Consider the following 22,229-nt stretch of genomic DNA (forward strand, 5'->3'; position numbering starts at 1 on the left):
ATTCGATCCGCGGGGGCACATATTTTTGGCCGCACGAAGTAGTTTTCCGAGCCCATGTGCAGCGGGCGACGGAAATCCGCCATTTTTGGCTAACCACTAATGCTTGGGGTGCCCCCTCGGCTGACCCACCATCTATAGTGCCACGTCGGCGTGACGATGCAAGACGGTAAATGACGTTTTAGCGACTCGGTTCGTCGATATTTTGATTCGTCTCGTCGCTGGCGATGCCCGCGCGCGGCGCGCCATGCCAGCGTTTCCGCCGCTCAGGGCCGGTGGCTGCGCCGCGCGACCGCGCGCAATGTTTTTGCAAGCGGGATCGGGCGGTGATGAAGGAGCGGCGCGGAGGTGGCGCTTCGCCGGATCGCTATTCGCGGTTTCGCCAATCGCCCGCGCCGGAGACGGACGCATGACAGGCAAAGAACATGACAGGCAAAGAAAAAGGGCCCCGGACATGTCCGGGACCCTTTTCTGTTTGATATTCGGATTAAGCTTCTGCGCCGCCGTTGCCGGAGCCGCCGCCGCCCATCCATCTCCAAAACCAACCCATAAGATATCTCCTGTCGGCACTGCCCACGAAGAACAGTTAACGGAGCATATACCATCTTTGGTAAGGTAAATCGAGTCTTAACCATAAAATTGCCACCAATATGGCAGCTATCCGGTGCGGTTTTGTTGCGGTGCAGCAAGGGTTGCCGTGAGCTCGGAAAACAATTGCGGTTTTCCAAGATGATAACCTTGGCCAACGTCGCAGCCGAGCTGGCCGAGCAGCGTCATGGTTTCGGCATCTTCGATGCCTTCGGCGACTGCTACGGCGCCCAGGCGATGTGCTAGGTCAATGGTCGACTTAACGACTTCGAGGTTGCGCTGCGAATCGCGCATGGTCATCACGAATCGCTTGTCGATCTTGATTTCGTCGGCCTCGATTTCGGTCAGATATTCGAGATTTGACTGCCCCGTGCCATAATCGTCGATCGACAGCCGGATGCCGGTGCGGCGAAGCTGCGCGAGCGTCTGGCGCGCCTGGCGGCTGTTTTCGATCTGCGCGGTTTCGGTGATCTCGATCGTCAATATCTCGGGCGGCAGATGATGCGCGGTCAGCATGACGCGGATCGTCCCGACCAGATCATTATGGTCGAGCAGCGCCGCCGACAGGTTGACCGACATGTTGATCCGCATTCCGCGCTCGTGGAGCTGCGCCGCCGAACGGATCGCCTGATCCATGACGAACAGGGTCAGGCGGTAGATGTCCTGGCTCTTTTCGGCCTGCACGATGAATTCGTCGGGCGGGATCGGGCCGCGCGTCGGGTGGGTCCAGCGCGCCAGCGCCTCGACCCCGACCAGCTTGCCCGTCGCGATGGCATATTGCGGCTGGAACGCGACCCAGATGTCGCCCCCGGTCAGCGCATCTTCGAGCTGCGAGTGGAAGGAGAGCTGCCAGCCGGCATCGTCCTTTTGCCGCGGGACATATTTGGTCCACAGCGCGCGCGTACGGATCGCGCGTTCGGCGGCGACGAGCGCGGCGGCGAGCCGCTGTGCGTTCGATCCTTCGAACTCGTCGTTGACCCCGAAGGCGATCGCGACGTCGACGCGCAATTCGCCGATCGTGAGCGGTGCGTTGAACAGCGCGGCGAGGCCCGCCAGCTGCCCTTCGATCTGGCTGTGCTGATAATAGGGGACGAGCCAGGCGAAGGTGCCGTCGAGATCGTGGTGCAGCGTCGTCCCCTGCGACGCCAGTTGCAGGCGGCGGGTGACCTGTTCGACCAGCTTGCCGATGCCGTCGCCCGGAATGAAGGCGGCGAGATCCTCGAAATTGACCACCTTGGCGGCGATAACGGTCGCGCTGCCGAAGGGAGCCTGGGTACGCAGCGCTTCGAAATTGGGCAGGCCGGATACGGGATTTTCGCGCTGCGCAGACGAGCGGCGGCGGGTGCGCGCGACGTTGGCACTTATCGCCGCGATCAGGAAGCAGGCCGCGCCGATGTGGATCGTGACGAGCGAGAGGCTGCCGACGACCTTTACGACCAGCAGCGCCGCAGCGATCACGCCCGCCGTCACGCCCTGCCACCGGCCGTTTCGCCACGCGAGCGCCGCGAGCATGGCGAGGAAGCTGACGGCAAGGGCAGGGAGCCAGCCAATATCGACCGGCTGCCCACGCTTGAGTGCTTCTCCCGCGATCAAATGGATATAGGCGCCATGCACCTTGTCACGACCCGGCAGATAATGCTGGTCAGGCAAGGCCGCCGACGCCGAGGCAAAGATCACATCCTTGCCGCGGAGCAGCTCTGGATCCAGTTTGCCCGTCATGACGTCGATCGCGCTATATTGCGTGATCGTGTCGGGGTCGTAGGACAGGTCGAGGGCGAATTGGCCGGGCGCGTCGAGCGGGCGATTCGCCAGCAGTGCGGCAAAGCTGGGCAGGATCCGGCCTTCGGCGTTCACCGCGAGAGGCACTTTCCATACCTGCCAGAATTCATATTCCAAACCGATGAAGCCAAGCGTGGCCTGGTTGCCAAAGCGCGAATCGGGCCATCGCAGCGCGGTGGCCGTGGTTCCACCAAAGCTGGCGGACGGTACCGCGAGGATGATGCGATCGCCCATCTGGCGCACCGCTGCGGCAAATTTTGGAAAATCCCGATCCTCGGTCCGGCGTGCGTAGGAAAAGTCGACGAACAGGCGCTTTGCTGGCGACGCGTCGATGGCGCGCACCAGTTGCATGTGGTGGTTGATGTCGAAATCCTGATTGCCGACCGCCTGCAGCGTCTTGTCGTCGAGCGCAACGACCACCGTGTCACCCGATACCGCGCGCGCGGTCATGCGGCTGGTCGCGACCGACGCCAGCCGGTCGGGCAGTTCGCCCGCACCGCTGACGCCGACGATCAGGCTGAGAATCAACGCCAGGGCGATCGTGCGCCAGCTGATGATCAGACTTTTGACCGGGATGGGCACGCACGTCTCCAGCAATTGCCGGATGTGCCTAGTCCCAGATGGTTATCATCGCGTTAATCATGAACAAATTCTTGCCGGGATCGAGGCGCCCGAAACCGGCTTGAATCCGCCGGATTCAGGCGAGTTTCGGGAGCGGAGCCAGCACGGCGTCGCCGGCCAGCGCCGACGGTGCCAGGCCGATCGCCGCGGGGACGATCTGGGCCAGGTAAAAATGCGTCGACGCGAGCTTGGCTTCGAGGAAGGCGCGGTCGCCGCTGCCCTCGTCGAGCGCGATTTTCGCCGCGCGATGCTGAAGCGCCATCAGCCGGCCGCAGGTCGCGGTCGCGAGCATCGTCAGATAGGGGTAGCTGCCCGCGAGCCGATCGGCGGTGTTCGCATCGACCATCCAGTCGGTCACGGCACGGCATGCATGGGCGAGCTGCTGAAGCTCGGCGAAATCGGTGGCGGCATCGGTGATGTCGTCGATCAACCCGCGGACCAGATCGCCACCCGCCATGCCGAGCTTGCGCCCGACGAGATCGGCCGCCTGAATGCCGTTGGTGCCTTCGTAGATCGGGGCGATGCGCGCGTCGCGATAATGCTGCGCGGCGCCGGTTTCCTCGATAAAGCCCATGCCGCCATGGACCTGGATGCCGAGGCTGGCGACCTCGCAGCCGATGTCGGTGGCGTGCGCCTTGACCAACGGGATCAGGATTTCGGCGCGCATCGCCGCGTCCTCGTCGCCCAATTTGCCGAAATCGGTCTGCGCCGCGGCGTAATAGGTGAGCGCGCGCGCCGCTTCGGTCTGGGCGCGCATCCGCCACAGCATGCGGCGCACGTCGGGATGCTGGTCGATCGTCACCGGGGTGCGGTCGGGCGAGCCCGCGAGCGACGACTGGACGCGCTCGGCGGCAAAGCGCTGCGCCTGCTGAGTCGCGCGTTCGGCGATCTGGACGCCCTGGCAACCGACCATCAGCCGCGCATTGTTCATCATCACGAACATGGCGCGCATCCCGCCCATTTCGTCGCCGACGATCTCGCCGAGGCAGTCTTCGCCCTCGCCATAGACCATCACCGCGGTCGGCGAGCCGTGGATGCCGAGTTTGTGCTCGATCGAGGCGCAATGGACGCCGTTCGAAATCGTCGGATTGCCGTCCGCGTCGAGGCGGTATTTGGGGACGAGGAACAGCGAAATGCCGCGCGTCCCCTCGGGCGCGCCGGGGGTGCGCGCGAGGACGAGGTGGACGATATTGTCGGTGAGGTCATGCTCGCCGAAGGTGATGAAGATTTTCTGGCCCTTGATCCGGTAGAGGCCCGCATTTGGGCCTTCGGTGACCTTTTCCGCCGTCGAGCGCAGCGCGCCGACGTCGCTGCCCGCGGCGGGTTCGGTCAGGTTCATCGTCCCGTTCCATGCGCCCGACACCAGCTTCGGGAGCCATGTCTGGCGCTGCTCCTCGGTGCCATAGGCCATCAGCGCGTGGATCGCGCCCGGGGTCAGGATGTTGCAGAGGGTAAAGCCCATGTCGGCGCTGCCCAGCGCCTCGATGATCACGGTCGCGAGGGTGAAGGGCAGGCCTTGCCCACCATATTCGGTCGGGCCGTCGATGCTGCCCCAGCCGGCATCGACGAACTGTTGGTACGCTTCCTTGAACCCCGGGGGCATGGTGACCTTGCCGTCCTGCCATTTGGGGTTCTCGACGTCGCCGACGCGGTTCAGCGGCGCGTACACCTCGGCCGCGAATTCGCCGATGCCGGTGACGATCGCCTCGACCATGTCGGGGGTCGCATCGGCGAAACGATCATGCTGCGCCATCGCGTCGATGCGCGCGATGTGATTGAGGACGAAGATCTGTTCGGTGGTGGGCGGCGTATAGGTCATAGCGGGTACTTTGCTGGTGAATATCGTTGCGTGGGCGCTATAGCGCGGCATGGCCAAGGGTCAAAACAACAGCGGTGCGACCGAAACCTTCCCCTACGGCGCCGACGCGATCGCGCGCGCGGCGGCGCTGGTCGCGGCGGGACAGCCCGTCGCGGTGCCGACCGAGACGGTTTACGGACTCGCCGCCGATGCGCGCAACGCGGCGGCGGTGGCGCGGATCTATGCGGCGAAGGGGCGGCCCGATTTCAATCCGTTGATCGTGCATGTGCCCGATCTGGCGGCGGCGGAGCTTTTGGGGGTGTTCGGCGCGGCCGAACGGGCGCTGGCGACGCTTTTCTGGCCGGGGCCGCTGACGCTGGTCGTGCCGCGTACGGACGACTGCCCGGTGGCGAGCATCGCGACGGCGGGGCTGGCGACGATCGCGCTCAGGGTGCCCGGGCATCGCGCGATGCAGGCCTTGCTGGCGGCGAGCGGGGCGCCTTTGGCGGCGCCCAGTGCCAATGCGAGCGGCGGGGTCAGCCCGACGAGGGCAAGCCATGTGCTCGCGACGCTGGACGGGCGGATTGCGCTGGTGGTCGACGACGGGCCGACGACGGCAGGGGTCGAATCGACGATCGCGCGCGTGAATGAGGGCGCGGTCGAGGTGCTGCGGCCGGGGCCGGTGACGGCGGCGATGCTGGGCGAAGCGAGCGGCTTTCCGGTGACGGGGGTCAAGGGATCCGAGATTGTCGCGCCGGGGATGCTGGCGAGCCATTATGCGCCGGGCAAGCCGGTGCGGCTGGAGGCGACGGATTTTGCGGAGGACGAGTTCGGGATCGGATTCGGCGCGGTTCGGGGCGATTATGATTTGAGCGCGGCGAGCGATCTGACCGAAGCGGCGGCGCGGCTGTTCGATGCGCTGCACGCCGGGGCGGCGAGCGCGAAGACGCGGATTGGGGTGGCCGCTATTCCGGCGGAGGGGTTGGGTGTGGCGATCAACGATCGGCTTTCGCGCGCGGCGGTGTGATATTTGGTTCACACGAAGATCTCGGGTCGCCGCTCTTCAGTCCGCTTATCGCCGCAGGCGATTTATACGAAAGGCGCTTCGCGCAATCGGCAAGCGAATGGGGGGCTATTGCCGGTGTCTTCGTGTCTTTGTGTCTTCGTGCGAACTATTCTTCTCAAGCCGCCGCCGGTTCGACCGGGTCGAGCTGCGGGGTCTTGCGCGCCACGATCAGGCAGCCGACGACGATCAGCGCCGCGCCGGCGATCGTCGGCCAGGTCACCGCTTCGTCGAAGAACATCCAGCCGAACAGCATCGCCCACAGGAAGCCGGTATATTCGGTGGTTGCCAGAATCTGTGCCTCGGCGCGGGCATAGGCCCAGCTGAGCAGCAGGAGCGAGGCGACCGCAAGGAAGGCGGCGCCGACGATCGGTAGCGTCTGGTCGCCGCCGGGGACGGCGAGGAACCAGGGGGCGCCGAGCGCGAGGATCAGCGCGACGAAGCCGTTCTGGAAAAAGGCGATTTCCATCGGTTCGGCCATCTTCGCCTGCCGCCGCGCGAGGATCAGGTTATAGGCATAGAGCAGCGCCGAGCCGACCACCGCACCGACCGCCCACAAGGCTTCGGGCGCATAGTCGCCGCGGCCGAGCTTGCCCGCGACGATCACCAGCACCCCGCCGAGACCGAGCAGCGAGGCGAGGATCGAGCGCGGGCCGATCTTTTCGCCGAGAAAGATCGCCGCCATGTAGAGCGTGACGAGCGGCGCGATGAAGGCGATCGCGATCGCCTCCGCCATCGGCAGCCGCGCCAGCGCCCAGAAAAAGCTGACCGCCATGCCCGCCACGAATAGCGAGCGCACCGCGTGGATGCGGAGGGTTGCGCGGTCGGGCATCGCGGGGCGCGAGGCGAAATAGAGCGCGCCGCTGAGGATCGTCCCGGCGCCGGTGCGCCACAGGACGGCGTTATAGGCGCCGATGTCGATCGAGAGCCCCTTCATCAGCACGTCCATCGCGGAAAAGGTCGCGATCCCCGCGCAGGCGATGAGGAAGGGGATGACGGGGGAGGGCGAATCGGGGCGCATGGGCGGGCTTTAGCGAAGATTGCGCTGGTTAGCTCCCCTCCCTGCAAGGGAGGGGCCGGGGGTGGGTGCGCGGCCTGGCCGCGCAGCGACGTCGCGAGATATTCGCCCGGCGGGGCATCGAGCCCCGCCCGACGAGACCCACCCCTAACCCCTCCCTTGCAGGGAGGGGAAATCTATCGAAACGTCGCCTGCCCGGCGCCGTCGATGTTGAGTTTCTGGCCCGAGCAATAGCTGTTCGCATCGCTGACGAACCACACGACCGCTGCGGCGACGTCGGCGGGCACGGCGACGCGGCCGAAGGGCATTTTGGTATCGAGGTGGTGGATATCCTCGTTGCCGGTGATCGCGCGCGACAGTTTTGCGCCCATGTCGCTGACGGTGAGCGCGGGGGCGACGATGTTGACGCGGACGCCGTTTTTCAGCTCTTCCTTGGCGAGGGTGAGCGCGAGGGCTTCGCCTGCCGCCTTCGCCATCGTGTAGGGCGCGCCGTTCGGCGAGTTCACATAGGTGGCGATGCTGGAAATGACGATGATGTCGCTGCGCTTGTGCTGGCGGAGCTGCGGCAGCGCGAGGCGGCTGAGGCGGTGCGGCCCCGCGGCGTGGACCGCGAAAAGCTTGTCGACTTCTTCGGGGGTCGTGTCGGCGACCGACAGCCCGCGGCTCGCGATGCCCGCGTTGTTGACGAGGATCGACATCGCCCCGAAGTCGGCCTCGATCGCGGCGACCATTGCGGCGCAGGCGGCCTCGTCGGTGACCGACGCCTGATAGGCCTTGGCCTTGCGGCCGAGTGCTTCGATCGCGGCGACGGTTTCGGCGGCGGCCTCTTCGCCGCGGGTATAGTTGACCGCGACATCGGCGCCCGCTTCGGCAAGGCCGATCGCGATGCCGCGGCCGATGCCGCGCGAGGCGCCGGTGACGAGCGCGACGCGCCCCGTCAGGTTCATGTCGGCCATGTCTCTCTCTCCCTAATCCATCAGCTCGTTGTAGATATCGTCGTCGCTGCGGCTGGCGGCGTTGCGCCATTTGGGGGCGGCCTTGCGATTGAGGACGCGGCCATCGGCGGCGAGGATCGCGACGGTCGGCGTGCCCTTGATCTTGAAGCGGAAGCGTTTGGCGACTTCGGGATTGCGACCTAGCCCGCGGACATGCGGCATACCGATGTCGGCATAGACGATCTCGTAGCGCGCGCGGACGGGGGCGAAGCGGTCGGTGGCGATCAGGTTGGCGAGCCAGGCGCTGTCGTGGCAGCCCCCGGTGCCCATGATCAGGAGGACGGGTTTGCCCGATTGTCTGGCAGCGGCGAGCGCCGCGTCGATCGCGGGCATCGGATCGGCGACAAAGGCGGCGCTCTTATACACATCCTCGACGCCGGGGAGTGTGCGTGGTTCGGCTGCACCGGCGGGCCACGTTGCGAGCATCGCGGCGGCGAGAGCGAGGGTAATCGGGCGCGTCATGTCCGGACGATAGGTTTCGGATGACGTTTCCGTCAACGTAAGATAGCCTCCCGCCCATGAGCTGGGAAAAAGAGATTGACGAACTCGCCGCGCGGCGCGCGATGGCGGAGAAGATGGGCGGCGAAGAAAAGGTCGCGCGCCAGCATGGGCGCGGCAAGATGGACGCGCGGGCACGGCTCGCGGGGATCGTCGATGCGGGCAGCTTTCGCGAGATCGGCAAGATCGCGGGGCGCGGGACTTATGGCCCCGACGGCGAACTCGAAGACCTTGCGGCCAGCAATTTCATTTTCGGACGCGCCAATATCGACGGGCGCCCGGTGGTGGCTAGCGCCGACGATTTTACCGTGCGCGGCGGCGCGGCCGATGCGGCGCTGCACCGCAAGTTCGTCCAATGCGAGGCAATGGCGCATGAATATCGCCTGCCGCTCATTCGCATGATCGACGGCACCGGCGGCGGCGGGTCGGTCAAGACGCTGGAGGATATGGGCTATACCTACATCCCGCATGTGCCGGGGTGGCATGAGATCATCGCCAACCTCGATACGGTGCCGGTGGTCGCGCTGGCGCTGGGGCCGACGGCGGGGCTGGGCGCGGCGCGGGTGGTGGCGAGCCATTACAGCGTGATGGTGCGCGGGCTGTCGCAGCTGTTCGCAGCAGGACCGGCGGTCGCGGCGGCGATCGGCGATACGCTCGATCGTGAGGAACTTGGCGGCAGCGACGTCCATACGCGCAACGGGGTCGTCGACGATGAGGTCGCAAGCGAGGCCGAGGCGTTCGCCGCGGCGCGGCGGTTCCTGTCCTACCTGCCGTCGTCGATCGATGACCGGGCCGAGCGTAGGCCGTGCAGCGATCCGGTCGATCGCCGCGACGAGAGCCTGCTGTCGGTGGTGCCGCGCGAGGCGAAGCAGGTTTATTCGATGCGGCGCATCGCCGACGCGGTGTTCGACAAGGGCAGCTTTTTCGAAATGGGTTCGCGCTGGGGCCGCGCGGTGATCACGGCCTTCGCGCGATTGGACGGCTATCCGGTCGCGGTGCTCGCGAGCGATCCTTCCTATCTGGGCGGATCGTGGGATGCGAAGACGAGCGAGAAGGCCGAGCGCTTCGTGAAGCTCGCCGACCAGTTCCGGCTGCCGATCGTCCATCTGGTCGACAATCCCGGCTTCATGATCGGCGGCGAGGCCGAGCGGACGGGGACGATCCGCTATGGTGTGCAAGCAATGAACGCGATCTACCGCGCGACAGTGCCATTGGCGTCGGTGGTGGTGCGCCGCGCCTACGGGATCGCGGGCAGCGCCATGTCGAACGCCGAGCGGTTCCAATATCGTTTCGCCTGGCCGTCGGGCGACTGGGGCAGCCTGCCGATCGAGGGCGGGGTCGAGGTCGCGTACAAGAGCGAGCTGGAGGCGGCGGCGGACCCGGCGGCGCATCTGGAGGCGATCAGGGAGCGGCTCAACCGGGTGCGTAGCCCGTTCCGGACGGCGGAGAAATTCGGGGTCGAGGATATTATCGACCCAAGGGATACGCGGCCGCTCTTGTGCGAGTTTGCCGAGCTGGCGTGGCGGGTGCTTGGATAGCCGGAAGGTGACGTTGGACGTAGTTGCGGGGTGCCACAACAGCGCTGAGACATTCTCTTGGTCCGTCATCCCGGCGAAGGGTGAGACGGTGGAGAAATAACGTCGTCATTGCGAGCGCAGCGAAGCAATCCAGAGTTGCGTAAACCGCTCTGGATTGCTTCGCTGCGCTCGCAATGACGGGATGGGAAGGCAGCGCATGAATTCTACGCGCCATTACGGCATGGACTGGCTGCGGATTGCGGCGTTTGCGCTGCTCATCCTTTATCATATCGGCATGTATTTCGTGCCGTGGGGCTGGCATGTGAAGATTGCCGAACCGCTCGACTGGGTGGCGATCCCGATGCTGGCGACCAATGGCTGGCGGCTGGCGCTGCTGTTCCTCGTTTCCGGCTACGCGAGCGCCGCGCTGTTCGCCAAGCTGGGTGGCAGCGGTGCGTTTGCGCGTTCGCGCAGTGCCCGGCTGCTAATTCCCTTATTCTTTGCGGTGGCGGTGATCATTCCGCCGCAGCCGTGGATCGACCTCAAGGGACAGCATGGCTATCCGCATGATTTTCTCCATTTCTGGCTGCGCGATTATTTCGGGTTTCAGTTCATCGACGGCATCGCGCTGCCGACCTGGCAGCATCTGTGGTTTGTCGTGTATCTGTGGGCGTACACGATGCTCGCGGCGCTGGTGATCGCCGTCGTCCCCGGGACGGCGCGCGCGCGGGTTGCGGACGCGGCGGCACGGCTGTTGCACAGATGGGGCGTGCTGGCCGTGCCGATGCTGCTGTGGATCGCGATTTATGTCGCCTTTCCCGACCATGACGAGACGCATGCGCTGTTCGACGATGGCCCGTCGCACCTTCACTATCTGGTCGCCTTTGCCGCCGGCTGGCTGCTGCGGGTGCGCCCGCAGCTGTTCGCGGCGGTCGCACATTGCTGGAAGCCTGCCGCGGTGCTGGCGGTGATCGCCTTTGTTCCCATCGCCTGGGTCTAGCTGAGCTGGCCCGGCGATACCCGCGCGCCGGACGGGGCGATCCTGCTCTACCACCTGATGCGGCAGGTGCAGGGGTGGGCAACGATCGTCGCGCTGCTGGGGATCGCCGACCGATATTGGAACCGCGACCATGCGCGGCGCGCGATGCTGGCCGAGGCGGTGTTCCCCTTTTACATCGTCCACCAGACGATCATCGTCGTTGTCGGCTGGTATCTGTTGGGCGCCGGGGTCGCGGCGCTGCCGTCCTTCCTGATCCTGCTCGCGGCGACGGTGACGGGATGCTGGCTTTTCTATTGGATCGGGCGCAGCATCGGCTGGCTGCGGCCGCTGATCGGATTGCAGCGCATATAGGGGGAGGTCATCATGGGTGCATTGAAGGGCGTTTTCGCGATTCTGGGGGTCGCGATGATCCTGGTCGGCGGGCTGTGGGCGTTGCAGGGGCTCGACATCGTCCGCTGGCCGGCGAGCAGCTTCATGCTGGGCGATACGACGTGGACGCGCAACGGCATCGTGCTCGCGGTGGTCGGCATCTTTCTGGTCTGGTTCGCGCGCAAGCGTTGATTTGGGCTATCGACTACAAATGTAGTTGATCTGTATTGCCGGTACGATACACTTCCTTTTGGCCGGGGCTGGATGGGAGATCAAAGGTGATTCGTTCGACGCATATTATGGCCGCTTTGCTGCTTGCCGGCGGCGCCGCGCTGGTTCCGGTGATCATGGCGGCGCCCGCCCAGGCAGCCGACGATACCAGCGCCGATGCGATCGCGGAAACATATGCGGCGTTGCTCGAACGCGATTATGTCTATCCCGACATTGGCAAACGCTATGCGGCGGCGATCCGCGCCGCCATTGCGTCGGGCCGCTATGCACCGCTGTCGGGCGACGCGCTGGCGAAGGCGCTCGATGCGACGGTCAACGGGGTGTCGCCCGATGGCCATTTGCGCGTTCGCCCGCCCGAAGGCAGCACGCCGGTCGCGCCGCCCGCGGGGAGCGGCCCGCCGCGCGCGGCGCCGGTGAGCCTGCCCCCCGTCGAGCAGCCCGGGTGGATCGCGCCGGGGGTCGCCTATATCCGCTTCAACCTGTTTCCGATGGACGCGGCGGTGACCGCGCAGGCAGCAAAGTTCATGGCCGATCACGCCGACGCCAAAGCGATCATCTTTGACATCCGCACCCATCGCGGCGGCGGGCTCGACCAGATGGATGTCATTTTCCCGTGGCTGTTCGACAAGCCGACGCGGCTGGTGACGATGGCGACGCGCACCTCTGTCGACGCGGCGGGCGGCTCGCCGATCGCGGGTGTTCCGACGCTGCGCCAAGTCGGCGGTGATCCGGGCATGGTGGCGCGCGAGCATTGGGCAACCCCCAATGGCGACAAGCGACTGCATGATGCGAAAATCTTTGTGCTGACGTCGGGCGCGAGTGGGTCGGCGGCCGAACATTTTGCGCTGGCGATGAAGCATACGGGGCGCGGCACGCTGGTCGGCAGCGCCACCGGCGGCGCCAATCATTTCGGCTATGGCGAGGAGCTGGGCGGCGGGTTCCAGGCGTTCATCCCGGTCGGGCGAACCTACGACCCCGTCACCGGCAAGGATTGGGAAGGCGAAGGCGTCGCGCCCGATGTCGCGGTGGCCCCGGCGGATGCGCTGGTGCGCGTGCTGACCGACCTGGGGGTCGCGACGGGCGAAGCGAGGCGATTGTCGGATCTCCATCTGCCGAAAGCGCCGATGGAACGGCGGCGGCCAAGGGGTGCCCGCTAGCTCTCCATTGTCATGACGGCCTTATCCGGGATGACGGGTCGCTAGGACGCGGCGAGTTTCGTCAGTGCGTCGCCATCGACGCGCATGACGGTCCATTCGTCCATCAGCCTAGCGCCGAGGCTCTGGTAAAAGCCGATCGCGGGCGCGTTCCAGTCGAGCACGCTCCATTCGAGCCGCGCGCAGTCGCGGGTCACGCACAGCTCGGCCAGATGCGCGAGCAGCGCCTTGCCGAGCCCCGATCCGCGCGCGGTCGGGCGGACAAAGAGATCTTCGAGATAGATGCCGGGGCGCCCTTCGAAGGTCGAGAAATTGTGGAAGAAGAGCGCGAAGCCCTGCGCTTCGCCGTCGATCTCGCCGATCAGCACCTCGGCATAAGGGCGCGGGCCGAACAGCTTCGCACCGAGCGTGGCTTCGTCGAAGCGAACCTCGTGCGCGAGCTTTTCATAGTCGGCAAGGTCGCGGATGAACTGCGCGATCAACGGCAGGTCGGCGGGCGTGGCAGGGCGGATCGCGAGGGTCATGCCCGCCCTGTGTCGCGCGCCGCCGTCGCTGTCAAACCTCCAGCTTGTGGAGCGCGCAGCTGTTCGCGAAGCCGAGTCCGCGCTTCAGCGCCGGATAGGCGGTGACCGTTGCCGCGGTGAGCGCCATTTCGAAGCGGACGGTGCGCCCATAGAGCATTTCGACCTGCGCGCCATGCGCGTCGGCGGCGGGGTCGTGGCTGCCGATCGCGACGCCGAAGGCAAAGGCTTCGGCAAGGTCGGCGGGCGGGTCGGCGGCGAGCAGGCGGTTGACGGTGGCGCGCGCGACGCCGTCGCCGAGCGCGCTTTCGGCCGCAATCAGCGCGCAGGGACCGCAATCGGCAGCAAGCGTCGCGCCGATCCGCGCGGCGTGGAAGGCGTCGGCGGGTGCGGCGTGGCGGTGCGCGGTGACCGGCATAAAGTGCTGGAATTTTTCGGCAGCATGACCGGGCGCGGCGATCAGGTCGGGGAGATAGGGGCTGTTGCCGCCGGTCGCCTTGTCCGCGGCCTGCGCGAACAGCCGCGCGGGGATGCCCGCGGGGGCGATCCGCTGGCGCGCGAACAGGATCGCCAGCGCCGCGATCACCAGCAAGGGATGGCCCAGAACTCCCGGTGCGTCGGCCCAGAAGGTCGCCGGACCGCAAATGCCCGCCAGCACTTCATAGATGTGGAGCAGCCCGTGGAGCGTCAGCCACAGCCCGCCGACGACCGCAGCGCGCCAGCGCAGAATGGGATGCCCGGCGGCGTAGAGCAGGATCAGTCCCGACCCGACATAGGCGAGGCCGATGTCACGGATGAAATGCGCGTTCGGCGGCCCGGTGGTGATGACGGTCGGGATGAACACATACCAGGCGAGCGGATCGACGAGCATGAAGCCGCCATTGGCGATGGCGCCGACCGCGGCGATCAGCAGCAGCAGCTGGACCAACCGGTCCAGCGCATCGAATTTGCCCAGCATATCGGATCCCCCCTCGCTTGGTATCGCCGGGCAATTTAGGCGGCTGCGGCCAGCGTGTAAAAAGCTAAGATGTACCGGGCGCAGGCATCTATTTCCCCTTGATCCCCGCCGCCTGTTCCAGTTCGACCAGCGCATCCTCCAGATAGTCGATCAGCCGCTGGACGTGCGGCACGCTGCGGCGGCACGCGGTGATGCCGAAGTCGATATTCTTGTTGTTGCTGACCTGGGTGATGTTCATCGCCATGCCGTCGACCGGGATGCTCGCGGGATACATGCCGTCCAATCGCGCGCCATTCCAATAAAGCTGTTCGCGCGGACCGGGGACGTTCGAGATGGTGACGCTGTACGCGGGAAATCGGTCGGCGGTGCGGGTGAGCGCGGTCAGCATTTGCGGCATTTGGGTGATCGCGGTATAGATCTGGATCTGCTGCGCGGTCATCTCGCGCAGCTGCGCCTTCGCCGCGTTCATCGATGCCTGGATCGTGCGCATGCGCTCGGCGGGATCGTCGATATGCGTCGCGAGATTGGCGGTCACCGCGGCGACCGAATTGCCCGAATCGATGTCGTCCTTGGCGCGGATCGACACCGGGGCCATGGCCTTCAGCGGCTTGTCGGGCAGCTCGTTCAGCGATTGCAGATATTTGCGCATCGCGCCCGAACACATGGCGAGCACCGCGTCGTTGATCGTCCCGTCATAGGCCTTGCCCATCGCGCGCACGCGTTCGAGCGACCAGCTTTGCGCGACGAAGCGGCGGGCGCCGGTGATGTTGCGGTTGAAGCTGGTGCGCGGCAGGCCCGCCCACGGTGTTGCAAGGTCGCCGCCGCCCAATCCGAACATCGCCGCGGCATATTGGTTCAAGGCCTTGGTCACCCCGACGCTGTTGCCCCATTGCTCCTTCAGAAAGGCGCCGATGGCCTTGAGGTCGGTGATGCTGGGGGTCGGCGCCTTTTTCGCGGTCGGGAATTTGCGCTTATAGGCCTCATAGACCTCGACCGACATCGGCGAGGCGGTCGGTTTGTAATTCTTGTCGTTGCTGAGCATCGCATTGGTGAAATGCATCGAGCTGGCGCCGTCCATGAAGGCATGGTGGATTTTGAAATAGGTCGCGATCTGGCGGTTCGGCAGCCCCGAGATCAGCGTGATCTCCCACATCGGCCGGGTGCGATCGAGCAGGGTGCCGTGGAGGCGCGAGGCGAGCTCGAACATCTCGCGATAGCGCCCCGGTTTCGGCAGCGCCGCGGCGCGGACATGATAATGCATGTCGATGTCCTTGTCGGGGACCAGCCGGATCGGGCCATATTGGCCGAGCGGGGTGAGCTTCAGGACTTCGGAAAACGGCCGCCGCAGCCCTTCCTGCTGGCGGAGCAAGGCGAGCATCTCGTTCAGCCATTCCGTCTCGTCGACCTTTTCGGGCAGGGTGTAGAGATTGACCCCGCCGACATGCATCGGCGTCTCGCGCGTTTCGGCGACGAGAAACATCGCGTCGGTCACCGGCATCAACCGCATGGCAGCTCTCCCCACTGTTTATGCTGCGTCTTTGGTGCGCAGCATGAAAGTGGGGTGGGGGTGAGTCAAGCAATCCAGCCTTCAAGGAAATCGTCATCCCGGCGAAGGCCGGGATCTCAACGGTGCGTTTTGGCGCGCGGGCGAGATCCCGGCCTTCGCCGGGATGACGAGGAGGGGGTGATTGCCTCGCCCAAATTGAGCGGTTATCGCACCCCCATGGCCAAGCTCTATTTCTATTATGCCAGCATGAATGCGGGCAAATCGACCACGCTGCTCCAGGCGGATTTCAACTATCGCGAGCGCGGCATGCAGACGATGCTGTGGACCGCGGCGCTCGACGACCGTTATGGCGTGGGGCAGGTGACGAGCCGCATCGGGTTGATGGCCGAGGCGCATAAGTTCGATCCCGACAGCGACCTGTGGGCCGCGGTGAATGCCGAACATGCGCAGCGCCCGCTCGCCTGCGTGCTGGTCGACGAGGCGCAGTTTCTGACCCGGGCGCAGGTGCTGGAACTGGCGCGGCTTGCCGACGAAAGCGGCATTCCGGTGCTCTGCTATGGCCTGCGTACCGATTTTTCGGCCGAGCTGTTCCCGGGTTCGGCGGCGCTGCTCGGCATCGCCGACGCGCTCGTTGAACTCAAGGCCGTGTGCGAATGCGGACGCAAGGCGACGATGAACCTGCGCGTTGACGAACAGGGCCGCGCGGTGGTCGAAGGCGCGCAGACCGAGATCGGCGGCAACGATCGCTACGTCGCGATGTGCCGACGCCATTTCATGGCAAAGCGGCGCGAGGCCGCCGCCGCCGGGGTTCCCGCTTGATCGCGGGCGCGTGCCGACACTTCGGTTTTGATGAAAGGATTTCCATGCGTAACACGCTGTTGCTGACCGCTGCTGCCCTGCTGGCCGCCGCACCCGTCCAGGTCGCATCGCAGCCGAAGCCCGAAGCGGTGCTCGAGACCAAGGGCTATGTGTCGGCGGTCCGCATCCTCGATCGCGATCACGACCGGATGGTCGATGAAATCATCAAGCTGACCGAAATTCCGGCGCCGCCGTTCAAGGAGGCCGCCCGCGCCGCTGCGTATCGTGACATGTTGATCGATGCCGGGCTGGCAGACGTCGAAATCGATGCGGAAGGCAATGCGATGGGCGTCTATCGCGGCACCGGCCCTGCAGGCGGTCCGGCGGTGATGATCGCCGCGCATCTCGACACGGTGTTTCCCGAAGGCACGCCGGTCAAGGTGCGCCGCGAAGGCACGCGCCTGCACGCCCCCGGCGTCGGCGACGACACGCGCGGCTTGGCGGTGTTGCTTGCCTATGCGCGCGCGATGAAGGAAAGCGGCGTCCGGGTGAAGCAGGACATCATCTTTGTCGGCAATGTCGGCGAGGAAGGGCCGGGCGATCTACGCGGGGTCCGTTACCTGTTCACCAAGGGCAAATATAAGGATCGGGTTCAGACCTTTATCTCGATGGACGGCATCGATCCGTCGAGCATCGTCACCGGCGGGGTCGGGTCGAAACGCTATCGCGTCACGTACAAGGGACCGGGCGGCCACAGCTTCAATGCGTTCGGCCTGGTCAATCCGATGGCTGCGATGAGCCAGACGATCGTCGATTTCTACAAGATACCGGTGCCGGCAACGCCCAAGACGACCTATTCGGCCAGCGTCACCGGCGGCGGCACGTCGGTCAATTCGATCCCGAACGAGGTGTTCGTCGAATTCGATATGCGGTCCGAAAATCCGGCTGAGCTCGCCAAGCTGGAACAGGCGTTCCTCGCGGTCGTCAAGCGGGGCGTCGAAACCGAAAATGCCGCGCGGTCGGTGAAGGAAGGGCCGATCACCGCCGACATCAAGCCGATCGGCGACCGACCGGCGGGCGAAACGGCGGCGACGCAGCCGATCGTCCGCACTGCCAATGCGATCATTCGCGCGCTGGGACTGACCCCCCGAGCCGCCTTTTCGTCGACCGATGCCAACCTGCCGATGAGCCTGGGGATTCCGGCGGTGACGATCGGGTCGGGCGGCGAGGGCGGACGCGCGCATGCGCTCGACGAGTGGATCGACGTCGAGAAGACCAAGAGCGTTCATGGCGCGTCGGTGGGGCTCGCCATCCTGCTCGCGACCGCGGGCGCCCGATGATCCGCGATCGCCTGTATGTCGAATTGGCCGACGGGGATTTGCGGCTCGTCAAATTGGCCGAGGCGCATCGCGAGGCGCTGCGCGCGGCTTGCGCCGCCGACGGCGACATCTGGACGATCTATTCCTCCAGCTTTGGCGGGGAGCATTTCGATCGGAGTTTTGACGCGCTGATCGGCGGCGGTGGGCGGATGCCCTATGCGATTTTCGACGGCGACACGCTGGTCGGGATGACCGCGTGGCTGCGCCCCGACTGGTCGGCCGAGACGGTGGAGATCGGCAACAGCTATCTCCATCCCAATGCGCGCGGTACCGGCTTCAACGGGCGCCTGAAGCGGTTGATGATCGACCACGCCTTTGCCGCCGGTATCCGCCGCATCGAATTTCGCATCGATGAGCGCAATAAGCGCAGTCAGGCCGCGGTCGCGAAGCTCGGCTGTACCAAGGAGGCGACGCTGCGGTCGGAACGGATCACCTGGACCGGCCATGTCCGCGATACCGCGCTGTGGTCGCTGCTGGCCGACGAATGGGCGAGCGGGCGCGCTTGAACGGCTGGATCATCCTCGACAAACCGCTGGGACTTGGCTCGACGCAGGCGGTCGGCGCGGTGAAGCGCGTGTGCCGCGAGGCGGGGCTCGGCAAGGTGAAGGTCGGCCATGGCGGCACGCTCGATCCGCTGGCGACCGGGGTGCTGCCGATCGCGCTCGGCGAGGCGACGAAACTGTGCGGGCGGATGCTCGATGCCAGCAAAATCTATGAATTTGCCGTGCGGTTCGGGACCGAGACCGCAGGGCTCGATGCCGAGGGCGAAGTGGTCGCGGTAAGCGATGTGCGACCGACACTGGCGGAGGTGGAGGCGGTGCTGCCGCGCTTCACCGGGCCGATCGAGCAGGTGCCGCCGGCCTACTCGGCGATCAAGATCGACGGCGAACGGGCCTATGATCGCGCGCGCAAGGGTGAAGAAGTCGAGATGAAAGCGCGGGGGGTGACGGTGCATTCGCTTGAGCCCCTCCCCTTCAGGGGAGGGGTTGGGGTGGGGGCCATCGGCCTTGCGCAGGGCCGATGGCCCCCACCCGCTGCGACTAAGCCGGCAAGCCGGCAAGTCTCGCTGCCCTCCCCTGAAGGGGAGGGCGTGGAGGAAATCACCCTCATCGCCCACGTTTCCAAGGGTACCTATATCCGCAGCCTTGCCCGCGACATCGCGTACGCCGTCGGCACCGTCGGCCATGTCACGATGCTCCGCCGCACGAAGGCCGGGCCGTTCGACCTGTCACAGGCGATTTCGCTGGACAAATTGAACGCGTTCGGCCAAGGGGCCGCGCAATCAGAGATATTTCTGCCGCTCGAGGCAGGGCTGGTCGACATCCCGGCTCTGAACCTTTCCCCGGAAGCGGCAGGGGCGATCCGTCGGGGTCGTGTCTGGACCGGGGTAGCTACGGATGACGGGCTCTATTGGGGACGGGACGATCAAGATCGTCCGATCGCCCTGATCGAGGCTTTGGCGGGAACGCTGAAGGTCGTCCGGGGCTTCAATCTGTAAACAAGGATGTTCGAGGAAAAAAGAATATGTCGATTACCGCCGAGCGCAAAACCGAAGTTATCAACGACAATGCCCGCGCAAAGGGCGATACCGGTTCGCCGGAAGTGCAGGTCGCAATCCTGACCGACCGCATCAACACGCTGACCGCCCATTTCAAGGCGCATCACAAGGACAACCACAGCCGCCGCGGCCTTTTGATGATGGTCAACAAGCGCCGCAGCCTCCTCGACTATCTGAAGAAGAAGGACGAGGCCCGCTATCTGGCGCTGATCGCGAAGCTGGGTCTGCGTAAATAATTCACGGTGAACGGCCCCTTCGCGGGGCCGTTTGCTTGTCCAAGCCTCCGTTTGTCCTGAGGAGGGACTGAGCGAAGGCGAAGGCCCGTCTCGAAGGACGCAGACGCAAACATCCTTCGAGACGCCATTTCGACAAGCTCAATGGCTCCTCAGGACGAGCGGGTGTTGAGTTTGACAAAAGGCCGCCCCGCATCCGGCGGGGCCGCCATAGGGCAGACAGACGCCCTACACCGCCCCGGGCCGGATTGCCCGGACACAGAGGCCCCGCCCGGCATAGGGCCCGGCGGGCGAAGGAAACCACATGTTTGACGTGAAAAAAGTATCGATCGAGTGGGGCGGTGAAACGCTGACGCTCGAAACGGGCAAGGTTGCCCGCCAGGCCGACGGCGCCGTGATGGCGACGCTGGGCGAAACGGTCGTCCTGTGCGCCGTGACCGCCGCGAAGTCGGTGAAGGACGGGCAGGACTTCTTCCCGCTCACCGTCCATTATCAGGAAAAATATTCGGCCGCGGGTCGCATCCCCGGCGGCTTCTTCAAGCGCGAACGCGGCGCGACCGAAAAGGAAACTTTGGTCAGCCGCCTGATCGACCGTCCGATCCGCCCGCTGTTCCCCGAAGGTTTCTACAACGAAATCAACGCCATTGCCCAGGTTCTGAGCTATGACGGTCATAACGAGCCCGACATCCTTGCGATGGTCGCCGCGTCGGCTGCGCTCACCATTTCGGGCGTGCCCTTCATGGGCCCGATCGGTGCCGCGCGCGTTGGCTACCTGAACGGCGAATATATTCTGAACCCGACCGACGAACAGGTCGCCGAGGGCGACCTCGACCTCGTCGTCGCCGCCACTTACGACGCGGTGATGATGGTCGAATCCGAAGCCAATGAGCTGTCGGAAGACATCATGCTCGGCGCCGTGCTGTTCGCGCACGACGCGTGCCGCGAAGTCGTGAAGGCGATCATCAAGCTCGCCGAACAAGCTGCCAAGGATCCGTGGGAAATGGCCGCGTCGGACGACAATGCCGCGCTCAAGGACAAGCTGAAGAAGCTGATCGGCAAGGACATTGCGGCGGCTTACAAGCTGACCGACAAGTCGGCGCGTTCGAATGCCTTGAACGAAGCGCGCGCGAAGGCGAAGGAAAGCTTCACGGCCGACGGCCTCAGCCCGCAGGACGTCATGGCGGGCATCAAGCTCACCAAGAAGCTCGAAGCCGAAATCGTGCGCGGCGCCATCCTGAAGGACGGCAAGCGCATCGACGGCCGCACGACGACGCAGATCCGCCCGATCGTCGCCGAAACGCACTTCCTGCCGCGCGCGCATGGTTCGGCGCTGTTCACCCGCGGCGAAACCCAGACGATCGCTACGGCTACTCTGGGCACCAAGGATGCGGAGCAGATGATCGACGGCCTCAACGGCCTGTCGTACCAGAACTTCATGCTGCACTATAACTTCCCGCCCTATTCGGTCGGTGAAGTCGGCCGCTTCGGCGCCCCGGGCCGCCGCGAAGTCGGTCACGGCAAGCTCGCATGGCGCGCGCTGCACCCGGTGCTGCCGACCAAGGACGAGTTCCCCTACACGATCCGCCTCACCAGCGACATCACCGAGTCGAACGGCTCGTCGTCGATGGCGTCGGTGTGTGGTGGTTCGCTCGCGATGATGGACGCCGGCGTGCCGATCAAGCGCCCCGTGTCGGGCATCGCGATGGGCCTGATCCTCGAAGGCAAGGATTATGCGATCCTCAGCGACATCTTGGGCGACGAGGATCACCTCGGCGACATGGACTTCAAGGTCGCGGGGACGTCCGAAGGCATCACCACGATGCAGATGGACATCAAGATCGCGGGCATCACGAAGGAAATCTTTGAAGCCGCGCTCAACCAGGCGAAGGAAGGCCGCGCGCACATCCTTGGCGAGATGAACAAGGCGCTCGGCGAGACCCGCAGCGAATTGTCGGCGCACGCGCCGCGCATCGAAACGATGCAGATCGACAAGTCGAAGATCCGCGACGTCATCGGCACCGGCGGCAAGGTGATCCGCGAGATCGTCGCGACCACCGGCGCCAAGGTCGACATCGACGACGAAGGCCTGATCAAGATCTCGTCGAGCGACCTCGACCAGATCGAAGCCGCGCGCAAGTGGATCAGCGGCATCGTCGAGGAAGCCGAAGTCGGCAAAATCTATGACGGCAAGGTCGTCAACCTCGTCGATTTCGGGGCGTTCGTGAATTTCATGGGCGGCAAGGACGGCCTGGTTCACGTCAGCGAAATCGCCAATGAGCGCGTCGAGAAGGTCTCGGACGTCCTCAGCGAAGGCCAGGAAGTCAAGGTCAAGGTGCTCGAGATCGACCAGCGCGGCAAGGTTCGCCTGTCGATGCGCGTCGTCGATCAGGAAACCGGCGCCGAGCTGGAAGACACCCGCCCGCCGCGCGAACCGCGCGGGGATCGTGGTCCGCGCGGTGACCGCGGCGATCGTGGCCCGCGCCGCGATGGCGGCGGTCGTGGCGACCGTGGTCCGCGCCGCGACGGCGACCGCGATCGCGGCCCGCGCCGCGAACGCAACGACGGCCCGGAAGATCAGGGCCATGTGCCTGATTTCCTGAAGGACTAAACCTTCGGTTTATCGAAACAGGAAAGGGGCTGCCGAGAG

Annotated in this window: 20 protein-coding genes; 12 read left to right on the top strand and 8 right to left on the bottom strand. The window is 65.3% G+C overall.

The window, feature by feature from the left end; all coding sequences use genetic code 11:
- Positions 1-654 precede the first annotated feature (654 nt).
- Both G9408_RS13295 and G9408_RS13300 read right to left on the bottom strand, forming a co-directional pair.
- Complete coding sequence (locus tag G9408_RS13295; RefSeq protein ID WP_168454459.1) at positions 655-2,946, bottom strand: EAL domain-containing protein; 2,292 nt, start codon at positions 2,944-2,946, stop codon at positions 655-657.
- 115 nt (positions 2,947-3,061) lie between these two features.
- Complete coding sequence (locus tag G9408_RS13300) at positions 3,062-4,804, bottom strand: acyl-CoA dehydrogenase (protein WP_168454460.1); 1,743 nt, start codon at positions 4,802-4,804, stop codon at positions 3,062-3,064.
- 49 nt (positions 4,805-4,853) lie between these two features.
- Between G9408_RS13300 and G9408_RS13305 the strand changes: the two genes are divergently transcribed.
- Positions 4,854-5,810: an L-threonylcarbamoyladenylate synthase gene (locus tag G9408_RS13305; RefSeq protein ID WP_168454461.1), complete on the top strand. Its 957-nt coding sequence runs from the start codon at positions 4,854-4,856 to the stop codon at positions 5,808-5,810.
- A 154-nt stretch (positions 5,811-5,964) separates the two neighbouring features.
- On the opposite strand, the gene G9408_RS13310 is transcribed toward G9408_RS13305, so the two are convergent.
- The 3 genes from G9408_RS13310 to G9408_RS13320 form a co-directional block, all read right to left on the bottom strand.
- On the bottom strand, positions 5,965-6,867 hold the full coding sequence (locus tag G9408_RS13310; RefSeq protein WP_168454462.1) for a DMT family transporter: 903 nt from the start codon (positions 6,865-6,867) through the stop codon (positions 5,965-5,967).
- A 173-nt stretch (positions 6,868-7,040) separates the two neighbouring features.
- The gene (locus G9408_RS13315; protein ID WP_168454463.1) at positions 7,041-7,820 is read right to left on the bottom strand and encodes an SDR family NAD(P)-dependent oxidoreductase; all 780 of its coding nucleotides are present in this window, start codon (positions 7,818-7,820) and stop codon (positions 7,041-7,043) included.
- A 12-nt stretch (positions 7,821-7,832) separates the two neighbouring features.
- Positions 7,833-8,321, bottom strand: a complete 489-nt coding sequence (locus G9408_RS13320; protein WP_168454464.1) for a thioredoxin family protein — start codon at positions 8,319-8,321, stop codon at positions 7,833-7,835.
- A gap of 56 nt (positions 8,322-8,377) precedes the next feature.
- On the opposite strand from G9408_RS13320, the gene G9408_RS13325 reads away from it, so the two are divergent.
- The 5 genes from G9408_RS13325 (at position 8,378) to G9408_RS13340 (ending at position 12,631) form a co-directional block, all read left to right on the top strand.
- Positions 8,378-9,895: an acyl-CoA carboxylase subunit beta gene (locus G9408_RS13325; RefSeq protein ID WP_168454465.1), complete on the top strand. Its 1,518-nt coding sequence runs from the start codon at positions 8,378-8,380 to the stop codon at positions 9,893-9,895.
- A 196-nt stretch (positions 9,896-10,091) separates the two neighbouring features.
- Entirely contained in the window at positions 10,092-10,874 is a 783-nt protein-coding gene (locus G9408_RS13330; protein WP_328804465.1) for an acyltransferase family protein, read from the top strand.
- 57 nt (positions 10,875-10,931) lie between these two features.
- Positions 10,932-11,225 carry a hypothetical protein gene (locus G9408_RS16705; protein WP_328804466.1) on the top strand — a complete coding sequence of 98 codons (294 nt, stop codon included), beginning with the start codon at positions 10,932-10,934 and terminating at the stop codon, positions 11,223-11,225.
- Positions 11,226-11,237: 12 nt separating this feature from the next.
- Positions 11,238-11,435 carry a hypothetical protein gene (locus tag G9408_RS13335; protein ID WP_168454466.1) on the top strand — a complete coding sequence of 66 codons (198 nt, stop codon included), beginning with the start codon at positions 11,238-11,240 and terminating at the stop codon, positions 11,433-11,435.
- Between the two features lie 107 nt (positions 11,436-11,542).
- Positions 11,543-12,631 (top strand): S41 family peptidase, encoded by a 1,089-nt coding sequence (locus tag G9408_RS13340; protein WP_168454467.1) that lies wholly within the window; start codon positions 11,543-11,545, stop codon positions 12,629-12,631.
- 41 nt (positions 12,632-12,672) lie between these two features.
- Here G9408_RS13340 and G9408_RS13345 read toward each other — a convergent pair whose 3' ends face one another.
- The 3 genes from G9408_RS13345 to G9408_RS13355 form a co-directional block, all read right to left on the bottom strand.
- Positions 12,673-13,152 (bottom strand): GNAT family N-acetyltransferase, encoded by a 480-nt coding sequence (locus G9408_RS13345; RefSeq protein WP_168454468.1) that lies wholly within the window; start codon positions 13,150-13,152, stop codon positions 12,673-12,675.
- A 31-nt stretch (positions 13,153-13,183) separates the two neighbouring features.
- Entirely contained in the window at positions 13,184-14,107 is a 924-nt protein-coding gene (locus G9408_RS13350) for a hypothetical protein (protein WP_168454469.1), read from the bottom strand.
- Between the two features lie 88 nt (positions 14,108-14,195).
- On the bottom strand, positions 14,196-15,614 hold the full coding sequence (locus G9408_RS13355) for a WS/DGAT/MGAT family O-acyltransferase (RefSeq protein ID WP_168454470.1): 1,419 nt from the start codon (positions 15,612-15,614) through the stop codon (positions 14,196-14,198).
- A 216-nt stretch (positions 15,615-15,830) separates the two neighbouring features.
- On the opposite strand from G9408_RS13355, the gene G9408_RS13360 reads away from it, so the two are divergent.
- The 6 genes from G9408_RS13360 to pnp all read left to right on the top strand — a co-directional run bounded on the left by G9408_RS13360 (position 15,831) and on the right by pnp (position 22,190).
- On the top strand, positions 15,831-16,433 hold the full coding sequence (locus tag G9408_RS13360; RefSeq protein WP_168454471.1) for a thymidine kinase: 603 nt from the start codon (positions 15,831-15,833) through the stop codon (positions 16,431-16,433).
- A gap of 44 nt (positions 16,434-16,477) precedes the next feature.
- Positions 16,478-17,752, top strand: a complete 1,275-nt coding sequence (locus G9408_RS13365; RefSeq protein ID WP_168454472.1) for a M20/M25/M40 family metallo-hydrolase — start codon at positions 16,478-16,480, stop codon at positions 17,750-17,752.
- Positions 17,749-18,297, top strand: coding sequence for a GNAT family N-acetyltransferase (locus G9408_RS13370; protein WP_168454473.1), 549 nt, complete (start codon positions 17,749-17,751; stop codon positions 18,295-18,297). Before G9408_RS13365 ends, G9408_RS13370 begins: the two co-directional genes overlap by 4 nt.
- On the top strand, positions 18,276-19,289 hold the full coding sequence (gene truB / locus G9408_RS13375; protein ID WP_168454474.1) for a tRNA pseudouridine(55) synthase TruB: 1,014 nt from the start codon (positions 18,276-18,278) through the stop codon (positions 19,287-19,289). The genes G9408_RS13370 and truB overlap by 22 nt, the downstream gene beginning before the upstream one ends.
- A gap of 26 nt (positions 19,290-19,315) precedes the next feature.
- Positions 19,316-19,585 (top strand): 30S ribosomal protein S15, encoded by a 270-nt coding sequence (rpsO, locus tag G9408_RS13380; protein ID WP_168454475.1) that lies wholly within the window; start codon positions 19,316-19,318, stop codon positions 19,583-19,585.
- A 301-nt stretch (positions 19,586-19,886) separates the two neighbouring features.
- Positions 19,887-22,190: a polyribonucleotide nucleotidyltransferase gene (gene pnp, locus G9408_RS13385; protein WP_168454476.1), complete on the top strand. Its 2,304-nt coding sequence runs from the start codon at positions 19,887-19,889 to the stop codon at positions 22,188-22,190.
- Positions 22,191-22,229: the final 39 nt, after the last annotated feature.

This window comes from Sphingopyxis microcysteis (genome assembly GCF_012274265.1).
Lineage (GTDB): Bacteria > Pseudomonadota > Alphaproteobacteria > Sphingomonadales > Sphingomonadaceae > Sphingopyxis > Sphingopyxis microcysteis.